The sequence below is a fragment of the Pseudomonas sp. NFPP28 genome, assembly GCF_900115535.1.
Classification (GTDB): Bacteria; Pseudomonadota; Gammaproteobacteria; order Pseudomonadales; family Pseudomonadaceae; genus Aquipseudomonas; species Aquipseudomonas extremorientalis.
Genome location: NZ_FOWT01000001.1, coordinates 662,450 through 674,915, shown reverse-complemented (window position 1 = coordinate 674,915; position 12,466 = coordinate 662,450). Strand labels below are relative to the sequence as shown.

Annotated in this window: 11 protein-coding genes; 8 read left to right on the top strand and 3 right to left on the bottom strand. The window is 63.0% G+C overall.

From position 1 onward, the window contains the following. Nucleotide 1: 1 nt before the first annotated feature. From BM110_RS03160 to BM110_RS03150, 3 genes are all read right to left on the bottom strand, one after another. A complete protein-coding gene (locus tag BM110_RS03160; RefSeq protein ID WP_092240959.1) occupies nucleotides 2-391 on the bottom strand; it encodes a protease inhibitor I42 family protein in 390 nt (129 codons plus the stop codon). A 137-nt stretch (nucleotides 392-528) separates the two neighbouring features. Further along, nucleotides 529-2,949 (bottom strand): endopeptidase La, encoded by a 2,421-nt coding sequence (lon, locus tag BM110_RS03155; RefSeq protein ID WP_093512337.1) that lies wholly within the window; start codon nucleotides 2,947-2,949, stop codon nucleotides 529-531. A 92-nt stretch (nucleotides 2,950-3,041) separates the two neighbouring features. Next, complete coding sequence (locus BM110_RS03150; protein ID WP_172963315.1) at nucleotides 3,042-4,031, bottom strand: GntR family transcriptional regulator; 990 nt, start codon at nucleotides 4,029-4,031, stop codon at nucleotides 3,042-3,044. A gap of 334 nt (nucleotides 4,032-4,365) precedes the next feature. Here BM110_RS03150 and BM110_RS03145 point away from each other — a divergent pair, with 334 nt between their 5' ends. The 8 genes from BM110_RS03145 (at nucleotide 4,366) to BM110_RS03110 (ending at nucleotide 12,069) form a co-directional block, all read left to right on the top strand. After that, nucleotides 4,366-5,688: an amidase gene (locus tag BM110_RS03145; RefSeq protein WP_093512333.1), complete on the top strand. Its 1,323-nt coding sequence runs from the start codon at nucleotides 4,366-4,368 to the stop codon at nucleotides 5,686-5,688. Between the two features lie 11 nt (nucleotides 5,689-5,699). Continuing rightward, nucleotides 5,700-6,578 carry a polysaccharide deacetylase family protein gene (locus BM110_RS03140; protein ID WP_010212857.1) on the top strand — a complete coding sequence of 293 codons (879 nt, stop codon included), beginning with the start codon at nucleotides 5,700-5,702 and terminating at the stop codon, nucleotides 6,576-6,578. A 30-nt stretch (nucleotides 6,579-6,608) separates the two neighbouring features. After that, nucleotides 6,609-7,949 (top strand): MFS transporter, encoded by a 1,341-nt coding sequence (locus BM110_RS03135; RefSeq protein WP_092240968.1) that lies wholly within the window; start codon nucleotides 6,609-6,611, stop codon nucleotides 7,947-7,949. A 10-nt stretch (nucleotides 7,950-7,959) separates the two neighbouring features. Next, entirely contained in the window at nucleotides 7,960-8,721 is a 762-nt protein-coding gene (locus BM110_RS03130; protein WP_093512330.1) for an SDR family NAD(P)-dependent oxidoreductase, read from the top strand. 142 nt (nucleotides 8,722-8,863) lie between these two features. Then, a complete protein-coding gene (locus tag BM110_RS03125; RefSeq protein ID WP_093119549.1) occupies nucleotides 8,864-9,613 on the top strand; it encodes an SDR family NAD(P)-dependent oxidoreductase in 750 nt (249 codons plus the stop codon). Nucleotides 9,614-9,626: 13 nt separating this feature from the next. Beyond that, nucleotides 9,627-9,926 carry a hypothetical protein gene (locus BM110_RS03120; RefSeq protein ID WP_071488653.1) on the top strand — a complete coding sequence of 100 codons (300 nt, stop codon included), beginning with the start codon at nucleotides 9,627-9,629 and terminating at the stop codon, nucleotides 9,924-9,926. After that, nucleotides 9,923-10,897, top strand: a complete 975-nt coding sequence (locus BM110_RS03115) for a CobW family GTP-binding protein (protein WP_093512328.1) — start codon at nucleotides 9,923-9,925, stop codon at nucleotides 10,895-10,897. The genes BM110_RS03120 and BM110_RS03115 overlap by 4 nt, the downstream gene beginning before the upstream one ends. Beyond that, complete coding sequence (locus BM110_RS03110) at nucleotides 10,894-12,069, top strand: ABC transporter substrate-binding protein (RefSeq protein WP_092240976.1); 1,176 nt, start codon at nucleotides 10,894-10,896, stop codon at nucleotides 12,067-12,069. Before BM110_RS03115 ends, BM110_RS03110 begins: the two co-directional genes overlap by 4 nt. Nucleotides 12,070-12,466: the final 397 nt, after the last annotated feature.

The window sequence follows — 12,466 nt, the reverse complement described above, 5'->3', positions numbered from 1 at the left end:
ATCAGTTCACCGTAATGGCGCAGTCAAAGGTTTCGACAGGTTCGGCCTCCGGCTCCCAGGGTTGCTGGGAGGTCAGGCGCAAACGGCCCTGGCCGGAGGCGAAGGCCTGGAAGCGCCAGGTCGATTGGCCGCCGCCGCCGATCACACCCGACTCGCTGCTACTGTAGACCTCAGGGCTCAACGCGCGCAGTACGCCGCCGGCGGAATCCTGGATGGCCCAGCGGTAACCGGTAGTGGGGTTGCTCGGGAGGGTGAGGGTCAGGTTTTGCCCGCTTTTAAGCTGAAGCGGACAGGCGCTCTGGTTGTCCACGGTGACGTTTTGCTTCGGTGCACTGGCGCACGCGGCCAGCAGGGCAAGGCTCAAGGGGAGAAGCAGGCGGGCAGCGGTCATGGGGGCTCCGTTCATTCACGACGAAGGGCGAGCATAACCGAAGATGAGACAAGGTGTGACAACAGGGCAGCGGGCTTGTTGTGGCGAGCAGGGCAAGCCTGCTCGCCACAGGGGGCCTACCAGGCGCTGGATAGCTGTCAGAAGAGCACCTTCGCCACATCCGCAAAGCGCTTGGCAAAGTGCACCGTCATGCCTTCCTTCAGGTACTCCGGCAACTCTTCAAAACTCCCGCGATTCGGCTCCGGCAAGATCAGTTCATGGATCTTCTGGCGCCGCGCCGCGATGACCTTCTCACGCACCCCGCCAATCGGCAGCACATGCCCGGTCAACGTCAGTTCGCCGGTCATGGCCACGCCTTTTTTCGGCGGCTGGTTACGCGCCAGCGACAACAACGCGCTGGCCATGGTCACCCCGGCGCTCGGGCCGTCTTTGGGCGTGGCGCCTTCCGGCACATGCAAGTGAACGAAGGCTTCATCGAAGAATTTCGGATCGCCGCCAAATGACTTCAGGTTCGAACTAATGTAGCTGTAGGCGATTTCGGCAGATTCCTTCATCACTTCACCCAATTGCCCGGTGAGCTTGAAGCCGCGGTTGAGCGTATGGATGCGCGTGGCCTCGATCGGCAAGGTTGCGCCGCCCATGCTGGTCCAGGCCAGGCCTGTAATCACGCCGGTGCCGGACAGCACTTGCTCATTGCGGAACACTGGCATGCCCAGGGAGCTTTCCAGGTCCTTGCTGCCGATCTTGATCACCGAGTCCGGCTCATCCAGCAGCTTGACCACCGCCTTGCGCACCAGTTTGCCCAGCTGTTTCTCCAACTGTCGCACCCCGGCTTCGCGGGCGTAGCCGTCGATGAGTGCGCGCAGGGCGCCGTCGCTGATGGTCAGGCTGGTTTTCGCCACACCGGCTTTTTCCAGCTGCTTGGGCCACAGGTGACGCTTGGCGATGGCGACTTTTTCTTCGGTGATATAGCCCGACAGGCGAATCACTTCCATACGGTCCAGCAGCGGGCCGGGGATGGAGTCCAGGGTGTTGGCGGTGCACACGAACAGCACCTTGGACAGGTCCAGTCGCAGGTCCAGGTAGTGATCGAGGAATTCGACGTTCTGCTCCGGGTCGAGGGTTTCCAGCAGCGCCGACGCCGGGTCGCCCTGGAAGCTCTGGCCCATCTTGTCGATCTCGTCGAGCATGATCACCGGGTTCATCACCTCCACGTCCTTGAGCGCCTGCACCAGCTTGCCGGGCAGCGCGCCGATGTAGGTACGGCGATGGCCCTTGATCTCGGCCTCGTCGCGCATGCCGCCGACGCTGAAGCGGTAGAACGGCCGCCCCAGGGACTCCGCGATGGATTTGCCCACACTGGTCTTGCCCACACCCGGCGGGCCGACCAGCAGCACGATGGAGCCGGCGACTTCGCCTTTATAGGCGCCCACCGCGAGGAACTCGAGGATGCGGCTCTTGATGTCGTCCAGGCCCGCATGGTGCTTGTCCAGCACCTTGCGCGCATGTTTCAGGTCGAGCTTGTCCTCGCCGTACACGCCCCACGGCACCGAGGTGGCCCAGTCCAGGTAGTTGCGCGTCACCGCGTATTCCGGCGAACCGGTCTCGAGGATCGACAGCTTGTTCAACTCTTCGTCAATGCGTTTCTTCGCCTGGGCCGGCAGCACCTTGCCTTCCAGGCGTTGCTCGAATTGTTCGACGTCCGCGCTGCGGTCGTCCTTGGTCAGGCCCAGCTCCTGCTGGATGACCTTGAGCTGTTCCTTGAGGAAGAACTCGCGCTGGTGCTCGCCGATCTTGCGGTTCACCTCGGCGGAGAGTTCTTTTTGCAGGCGTGCGACCTCGACTTCCTTGCGCAGCATCGGCAGCACTTTTTCCATGCGCTTGAGCATGGGCACGCAATCCAGCACTTCCTGCAACTCGTTACCGGTGGCCGAGGTCAGCGCGGCGGCGAAGTCGGTGAGCGGCGACGGGTCATTGGGGCTGAAACGGTTGAGGTAGTTCTTCAGTTCTTCGCTGTACAGCGGGTTGAGCGGCAGCAGTTCCTTGATCGCATTGATCAGTGCCATGCCATAGGCCTTGACCTCGTCGGTCGGCTCGCTGGGCTGGTGCGGGTACTCAACTTCCACCAGGTACGGTGGGCGGTGGTGCTTGAGCCAGGTCTTGATGCGTACGCGGGTCAGGCCCTGGGCGACGAATTGCAGCTTGCCGTTCTCGCGGCTGGCGTGGTGCACCTTCACCAGGGTGCCGTACAACGGCAGGCTGGAGGTGTCGAAGTGGCGCGGGTCTTCCGGCGGCGTGTCCATGAAGAACAGGGCCAGGGAGTGATGGTCGGACTTGCTTACCAGCTCCAGGGTTTCGGCCCACGGTTCTTCATTGACGATCACCGGCAGCACTTGCGCCGGGAAGAACGGCCGATTGTGGATCGGGATGATGTAGACCTTGTCCGGCAGGTTTTGCCCAGGCAGGGCCAGGCCGGTATTGGACGACGCGGATTCAGCGTTTTCGGGGTCGGCGTAGTCGTTGAGGTCGTAATCGGGGAAATCTTGCTGGTCGCTCATGGGGCACCTGCATAAGGAAGTATGGTGCTTAGATGGGGCGGGGCAGTGGTGGTTTCAATGGCGGGGTGGAGTTAGCAACAAATTGCATGAATTCAGCTGATCTTGTGCAGATAACTCGGCAACGGCTGCTCCGGTAACACCGACAGCACCTTCAACCGCTGCAACATACGTTGCCTGGCCCGCTGCAAATGCTCGCGCAGGTTCAACGCCGCCGCATCAAACGCACCATGCAGTAGCAGCTCCAATATCAACCGATGTTCGGCCAGCATGGCTGGATCCGCGCCGATCCCCAGCAAGCGGTAGAAAATCCGGCTGATGATCATGGGGCTCTGGCCCTGGCGGATCAACGCCGCGATCTTGCGGTTCTGCAGGCCGGCGAGGCAGCGTTGGTGCAAGTCGTCCTCGATCTGTTCGATGGCCTCCAGGCTGCAGTGGGGGTTGTCCTGGGCGGCCAGCACGCGCTGCAGCATGGCTTCGAGCAACTCGCGGTCGAGGTGGGGCGCGCTCTGGCGCAGCGCTTCGGGTTCCAGGCAGGCGCGCAGTTCGTAGTCTTCGGTGACTTCCCGCGCCGTCAAAGGCCCCGCCAGCCATTGGGAGTAGGGCTCCTTTTCCACCAGGCCACGGTCGCGCAGGCGCATCAGCGCTTCGCGCACCACCGCACGACTGACGCCGTAGTGGTCGGCGGCGGCTTGCTCGTCGAGGCGGTAATGGCCGAAGGCGATGCAGGTGGACAGCGCCGCGCCGATTTCTTCGACGATGCGTTCGCCCAGGGGGCGCGTGTCCACCAGTTCATCGTCACGGTTGAGCCCCAGGTGTGCATGGCTCAGCGGCAGGCGCAGCGGTTCCATGGCCAGGCCTTCGGGATTGATCAGGTAACCCCGGCCGTTGAAGCGGCAGATCAGGCCTTCGTCATGCAGCAGGTCCAGGGCCTTGCGCACTGGGACACGGCTGGTGCCGAACAATTCGGCCAGCGGCGCTTCCAGCAACACCAGGCCATGGCGCGCAGTGCCGTTGACGATCGCGTCACGCATCACCTTGTGAATCATCGCGTAACGGGACGCCGAGGCGGACACTGCTTTCATCGTTTTCTCTGGAGGCTGTAGGAAGGTGGCCGAGGATTCTCTCATAAGTCGTGCCTGTCACTCTGCGCCACGTCGGTGGCACTTTTTTGGGGCCTTGAAAGCGAGGATGTTACTTTTTTGCACCAAAATGTACTTTTTAATAGAAGATACATTATTTCATTGAAAGTGTTTTCCCTCGTCCTGGCAAGATTTTTCCTGCCGTCTAAAAGCATCTATCCAGCTGCTCTGGGCAAGCTTCCCTCATCGCGCACACACGTGCCGATACAGACTGGCACGGAATCTGCCTTTGTAAAACGTACATTTTATGAATATGTACGTTTTGAGGATCAAGCCGATGTCAGACGCCACTTCCATGGCCGAGGATTTTGCCAGCGGTCGCAGTGACCCGGTGCAAGCCCTCGAACAGGCACTCGATAAGGCCAGCCAGGCCCCGGCCGTGTTTATCAGCCTGACTGCCGAGCGTGCGCGCCGTGAAGCCGAAGCCTCGGCTGCCCGTTGGCGCGCCGGGCAGCCATTGAGCGTGTTCGATGGTGTGCCGCTGGCCTGGAAGGACCTGTTCGATGTGGCCGGCAGCGTCACCACCGCAGGCGCTGCCTATCGCCGCAACGCGCCTGCCGCGTTGCTCGATGCACCTGTGGTCGGCCTGTTGTGCCGCGTCGGAATGGTCAGTGTCGGCAAGACCAACCTCAGCGAACTGGCCTATTCCGGCCTGGGTCTGAACCCGCATTTCGGCACGCCGCACAATCCCCATGGCGACGACCAGCCGCGCATTCCTGGCGGCTCGTCGTCCGGCTCGGCGGTGGCCGTGGCGGCCGGGATCGTGCCCATCGCCATGGGCACCGACACTGCGGGCTCGATCCGCATCCCATCGGCGTTCAATGGCCTGGTGGGCTACCGCAGCAGCCGCCGACGCTACAGCCGTGACGGCGTGTTCCCCCTGGCCCATACCCTCGACAGCCTGGGGCCGCTGACCCGCAGCGTGCGCGATGCACTGGCCATCGACGACCTGCTGCATGGCCGTACCCAGATCCACACTGCCCGCAGCCTCAAGGGCCAGCGCTTTGTGTTGGCGCAACAGGACGTCGAGCCCGCTGTGCGCAACAATCTGCTGCGCGCCGTGGAGCAACTCAAGGCCCGGGGCGCACTGGTTGAAGAACGTGAATGCGCGACCTTCCAGGCCACCCTGGACCTGATCAAGCACCACGGCTGGCTCGGTTCCTTCGAAGCCTTTGCCCTGCATGAATCGCTGCTCGACGGCCCTGATGCCGAGCAACTCGACCCTCGCGTACGTCGCCGCCTCGAAGCCGCGCGCGCACTGCCCGCCAGTCAGCTTATCCACCTGACCGATGCACGCCGCCGCCTGCAACAGCAACTGATCGACGACCTCGACGGCGCCATCCTGATCACCCCCACCGTCGCCCATGTCGCGCCAGCCCTGGCACCGCTGGAGGCCGACGACGACCTGTTTGTCAAAACCAATCTCGCCACCCTGCGCCTGACCATGCCCGGCAGTTTGCTCGACATGGCCTGCGTGAACCTGCCCAGCGGCCGCGATGCCCAGGGCCTGCCCACCGGGCTGCTTCTCAGCGCCCCCACCGGAGAAGACGCTCGCCTGTTGCGCGCGGCGTTGTCCGTCGAAACCGTACTTAACGTTTAAGGAGACACACCATGGCTAAAGACATCCTCTGTGCATTTGGCGTCGACGTTGACGCCGTCGCCGGCTGGCTCGGTTCCTACGGCGGCGAAGACTCGCCGGACGACATCTCCCGTGGCCTGTTCGCCGGTGAGGTCGGCGCGCCACGGTTGCTCAAGCTGTTCGAACGCTACGGCCTGCGCACCACCTGGTTCATCCCCGGCCATTCGATGGAAACCTTCCCGGAACAGATGAAGGCCGTGGCCGACGCCGGTCACGAAATCGGCGTGCACGGCTACAGCCACGAAAACCCTATCGCGATGACGGCCGAGCAGGAAGAAATCGTGCTGGATAAATCCATCGAACTGATCACCCAGGTCACCGGCAAGCGCCCCACCGGCTATGTCGCGCCGTGGTGGGAATTCAGCAAGGTGACCAACGAACTGCTGCTGAAAAAAGGCATCAAGTACGACCACAGCCTGATGCACAACGACTTCCATCCCTACTACGTGCGCAAGGGCGACAGCTGGACCAAGATCGACTACAGCCAGCACCCCGACACCTGGATGAAACCCCTGGTGCGCGGCGAAGAAACCGACCTTGTAGAGATCCCGGCCAACTGGTACCTCGACGACCTGCCGCCGATGATGTTCATCAAGAAAGCCCCTAACAGCCACGGTTTCGTCAACCCGCGTCACCTCGAAGAAATGTGGCGCGACCAGTTCGATTGGGTCTACCGCGAACACGAACACGCGGTGTTCACCATGACCATCCACCCGGACGTGTCCGGTCGCCCGCAAGTGCTGCTGATGCTGGAGCGCCTGATCGAACACATCCAGAGCCATGCCGGCGTGCGCTTCGTCACCTTCGACGAAATCGCCGACGACTTCATCCGCCGCCAACCGCGTACCTGAACCTTTGCAACCACCCCTGAGGCGCGACCCATGTCCATCTACAACAAGCTTGACCTGACTGGCTGGAAACCCCGGCAACTGACGTCCCAGGAAGTGCGCTTCGCCACCTGGATCGCGTTTTTCGCCTGGGTGTTTGCGGTGTATGACTTCATCCTGTTCGGCACCTTGCTGCCGGAGATTGGCCGGCACTTCGGCTGGGGTGAAGTGGAGCAAGCGGAAATCGCGACCTGGGTCGCGGTGGGCACGGCGGTGGTGGCGTTTGCCATTGGGCCGGTGGTCGACAAGTTGGGCCGGCGCAAAGGCATTATCTTCACCGTGGCGGGGTCCGCGCTGTGTTCGGCGCTGACCGCTATCGGTGGTGCGTGGGGCAAGTCGCCGCTGATTTTGATCCGTTCGTTGGGCGGCCTGGGCTATGCCGAGGAGACCGTCAACGCCACCTACCTGAGCGAGCTGTACGGCGCTTCGGAAGACCCGCGCCTGACCAAACGCCGTGGCTTTATCTACAGCCTGGTGCAAGGCGGCTGGCCGGTCGGTGCGTTGATCGCCGCCGGGTTGACCGCGCTGTTGCTGCCGATCATCGGCTGGCAGGGCTGCTTTATCTTTGCCGCGATCCCGGCCATCGTCATCGCGATCATGGCGCGCAAGCTCAAGGAGAGCCCGCAGTTCCAGATCCACCAGCGCATCAGCGAGCTGCGTAAAAGCGGTGCGGTGAAAGAAGCGCAGAACGTCGCCGTGACCTACGGCGTGGATTACGACGAACACAGCAAGGCCGGCCTCAAGGCCGCCTTCCGTGGCCCGGCGCGCCGCGCCACCCTGGTGATCGGCGCCGCGCTGTTGCTCAACTGGGCCGCGATCCAGGTGTTCAGCGTGCTGGGCACTTCGGTGATCGTCAGCGTGCACCACATCTCGTTCGAGAACTCGCTGATCATCCTCGTGCTGTCGAACCTGGTGGGCTATTGCGGCTATCTGAGCCACGGCTGGATGGGCGACAAGATCGGCCGTCGCAACGTGATCGGCCTGGGCTGGATGCTCGGCGGGCTGTCGTTCGCCGGGATGCTGTTTGGCCCGAGCAATATGCCGATGGTGGTCGGGCTGTACAGCCTGGGCCTGTTTTTCCTGATCGGGCCGTACTCGGCGGCGCTGTTCTTTATCAGCGAGAGTTTCCCCACCAGCATCCGCGCCACCGGTGGCGCGATCATCCATGCCATGGGGCCGATCGGCGCTGTAGTCGCAGGCTTTGGTGCGACCCAAGTGTTGTCTGCCGGCAGCGACTGGCAGACCGCCGCGCTGTGGTTTGGCGCACTGCCGTGCTTCCTCTCCGGCGCGCTGATGTTCGCCGCACGGCATGTGCGTCCGGAAACCGTTCAGTAAGGAGTGATCGATGATCCCTGAAGTTGCCTTGATTACCGGTGCCGCCAGCGGCATCGGCCAAGCCCTCGCGGTGGCCTATGCCCGCGTGGGTGTGGCGGTGGTGGGCGGGTATTACCCGGCCGATCCCCATGACTCGCAGGCCACCGTAGGCCTGGTGGAAGAGGCCGGCGGCAAATGCCTGATGCTGCCCTTGGACGTGGGCAATACCGCCTCGGTGGACGCCCTGGCCGAACAGGCGGTGGCGCATTTCGGCCGGCTGGACTACGCCGTGGCCAACGCCGGCCTGCTGCGCCGCGCACCGTTGCTGGAGATGACCGACGCGCTGTGGGACGAAATGCTCAATGTCGACCTCACGGGGGTGATGCGCACCTTCCGTGCGGCCACCCGCCATATGGCTGAAGGTGGTGCGCTGGTGGCGATTTCGTCGATTGCCGGTGGCGTGTATGGCTGGCAGGAACACAGCCATTACGCGGCGGCCAAGGCCGGTGTGCCGGGGTTGTGCCGGTCGCTGGCGGTGGAGTTGGCGCCGTTGGGGATTCGTTGCAATGCGGTGATCCCGGGGTTGATCGAGACGCCGCAGTCGCTGGATGCGAAGAATTCGCTGGGGCCGGCAGGCTTGGCGAAAGCGGCGCGGGCGATTCCCTTGGGCCGGGTAGGGCGGGCGGATGAAGTGGCGTCGCTGGTGCAGTTCTTGACCAGTGAGGCGTCGAGTTATTTGACCGGGCAAAGCATCGTCATCGACGGTGGCCTGACCGTGCGCTGGCCCGACTGACTAACTGGTTTACTGGGTCCAGTGTGGGAGGGGGCTTGCCCCCGATAGCGGTGCATCAGTCACCGTTGTTTTATCTGAACCACTGCCATCGGGGGCAAGCCCCCTCCCACATTGGACCTGTGTTTTGTTCAGGAGAATTTACATGTCCCAACTTTCAAACCGCCGCGCCGTGATCACCGGCGCCGGCAGCGGCATCGGTGCCGCCATCGCCCGTGCCTACGCCGCTGAAGGTGCCCGCCTGGTGCTGGCCGACCGCAATGCGGCCAGCCTCGCGGAAACCGCGATCAGCTGCCGCAACCTCGGCGCCGAGGTGTTCGAATGCCTGGCCGATGTCGGTACCGTCGAAGGCGCCCAGGCCAGTGTCGACCGCTGCGTTGAGCACTTTGGCGGCATCGACATTCTGGTCAACAACGCCGGCATGCTCACCCAGGCGCGTTGCGTGGACCTGACCCTTGAAATGTGGAACGACATGCTGCGCGTCGACCTTACCAGTGTGTTCGTCGCCAGCCAGCGTGCGTTGCCGCACATGCTCGCGCAGCGCTGGGGGCGGATCATCAATGTGGCTTCGCAACTGGGCATCAAGGGTGGCGCCGAGTTGACCCATTACGCAGCGGCCAAGGCGGGGGTGATCGGCTTTACCAAATCCCTGGCGCTGGAAGTGGCCAAGGACAATGTGCTGGTCAACGCTATCGCCCCCGGCCCGATCGAGACGCCTTTGGTCGGCGGCATCAGCGACGATTGGAAACGCGCCAAGGCCAGGGAACTGCCCCTGGGCCGTTTCGGCCTGGCGGATGAGGTGGCGCCGGTCGCGGTGCTGCTGGCCAGCGAGCCGGGCGGCAACCTGTTCGTTGGCCAGACCCTGGGCCCGAACTCCGGCGATGTCATGCCATGAGTGAGGTGTAGCCATGTGCGGACTCTGTGGATTGCTTGGTGAAGACCTGCACTGGAGCGACCCCCTGGGCGATGAGTTGCCCCGGCGTCGCGAACGCCTGCGCCGGATTGCGGCGATCAACCAGGTACTGGCGGTGTTCCGGCTCAAGGTCGAAGACTTCCAGGGCGCGTCCTATCTGCTATTGGGCGCCACCGGTAAACAGGCATTGGCCAGCGGCCTGGATCAACTCTGGCAAGCTGCCGAGACCCTGCTTGGCCGTCCGTTGGACCCGCTCGATCCGCGCCTGCTGGATCATCTGGAGGCCTGCGTATGAGCATCGCCCTCAACGTCATCACCGGCTTCCTCGGCAGCGGCAAGACCACGTTGCTCAAGCGCCTGCTGCAAGGCGAAAGCCTGGGCGACACCGCGTTGCTGATCAATGAATTCGGCGACGTCGGCATCGACCATCTGCTGGTTGAGGAGGTTGCGCCGGACACCGTGCTGCTACCCAGCGGCTGTGTGTGCTGCTCGATCCGGGGCGAGCTGAAAGACGCGCTGCTTGGCCTGCTGCAGCGCCGCGAGCGCGGTGAAATCCCGGCCTTCAAACGGGTGATCCTGGAGACCACGGGCCTGGCCGATCCGGCACCGATCCTCGCCACCCTGAACAACGACGTGCAGTTGCGCGGGCGTTTCCATATCGGCTTGGTGATCACCCTGGTCGACGCCAGCCACGCAGCCCTGCAAGAACGCCTGCACCCGGAATGGCTGGCGCAGGTGGCGGCGGCGGATCGCTTGCTGCTGAGCAAGACCGATCTGGCGGGGGATTGCGCAGCGCTACGGACCCATTTGCAGGCACTCAATGCCGGTACGCCGATCCTCGATACCCACGACATCCACAGCGGTGACCAGCTGCTGCTCGGCGAAGGCCTGCGCAGCGCCGAGCCCGCCGTTGAAGTCAGTCGCTGGCAGTTGCATCGCATCCCCACTGCCACTCACGGCGCCGCGCAAGTGTGCAGCCTGACGTTCGACCAGCCTCTGGATTGGGTGGGGTTCGGGGTGTGGTTGTCGATGCTGTTAAGATGCCACGGCGAACGAATCCTCCGGGTCAAAGGGCTGCTCAACGTGAACGCCAGTAACGCTCCCATCGTCATCCATGGCGTGCAGCACTGCCTGCACGCGCCGGTGCATCTGCCGGCGTGGCCGGGCAGTGATCGCCAATCGCGCCTGGTGTTTATCCTGCGTGGCGTAGACCCTGCGCTGTTAAGGCGCTCGTTTGAAGTCTTTTCGCGGCGGTGGGCGGCATGATCACACTGCGCGTCCTCGGCACCTCCGTGACCCTGCTTGAATGCCTGCGCGTACGTGCCGAACAAGAGCTGGGCATTCGTCTGGTGTACCAGGTGCACGATGTCGAACAGGCCCAGCGTATTGCGGTGATGCAGCCCGACAGCTACGACTTGTACGACCAGTGGTTCCACAACGTCGACTTTGTGTGGCCGGCCCAGGCGATCCAGCCTATCGACACCCGGCGCATCGCCTTGTGGCATGAAATCAACGACCTGCCCAAGCGCGGGCGCCTGTCGGCCGACGACCGCCTGGGCAGTGGCAGCGTGCCCAGTGAGCGGCTGTTCGTGCAGCACGACGGCAGCCTCGGCAGCACGGTCACCGAGCGCATCAGCATGCTGCCGCTGACCCACAACGCCGACAGTTTCGCCTACCGCCCCGAGCGCTTGCCCGACGGTTTTTGCCACGGTAACGAGAGCTGGGGCTGGCTGCTGGACCCGGCTTGGCGTGCGCGCACCGCGCTGCAAAGCGATGCCGCCATCGGCGCCCTGGATGCCGCGCTGGCGGTGCAGGGCGCGGGGCTGGCCAGCTTCAGGGACATCGGCAATATGAGCATCGAAGAGATCGACGTGCTCGCTGACATCCTGGTGCGTAAACAGAAAGAAGGGCACTTTGCGGCGTTCTGGTCCGACGATGAAGAAGCTGCGCAGTTGATGCTCAGCCCGAGTATCGATATCCAGAGCCTGTGGTCGCCGACCCTGATGCGTCTGCATCGCGCAGGGGTGAAATACCGCCTTGCCGTGCCGCGTGAAGGGTATCGCGCGTGGTTTGGCGGGTTGTCGTTGTCGCGGCATGCCAAGGGGCCGGTGCTGGATGCGGCGTATGCGTACTTGAATTGGTGGCTGTCCGGCTGGCCCGGGGCGGTGATGGCGCGCCAGGGTTACTACATTGGTAACCCCGCGCGCAGTCGTGATCACTTGAGCAGTGCCGAATGGGATTACTGGTATGCGGGGTTGCCGGCGCGGGAGGAGTTGTTGGGCAGCGATGGTTTGCCGTTGATCGATGTGGGGGAAGTGCGGGACGGGGGGTCGTATGAGCAGCGCATGGGGCATATTGCGGTGTGGAATTCGGTGATGGATGAGCACAATTATCTGGTGCGGCGGTGGGGGGATTTCATGCGGGCTCGGGGTGGGTAATTGTGTTCATATCAAGGTCGTTAAGTAGAGCAGGCGATAACTACCCTGTGGCGAGCGGGCTTGCCCTGCGTTGGACTGCGAAGCAGCCCCAAAACCGGCGACCGAAGAGTATCTGACTCAACGAATTCCTTCTTCAGGGTCGCTTCGCAACCCAGCGCGGGGCAAGCCCGCTCGCCACAATTGCAGTGTTCGCAACTGTAAGAGTGGAGCCATAAGTCGCCGTTATCAAAATAACGGATATGTACTCAACTCAAAACCTCAGCCAACCCTTTGTCGCCAAAAAACCGTCACCCAGTTCCCCGTCTTTATTGGGTGCACATACGCCCACTCCCAGCTAATCTCCTCAAATCGAATATTCAATCAAAATGGATATTTTTTTGACGCCAGGTCAGCAGTC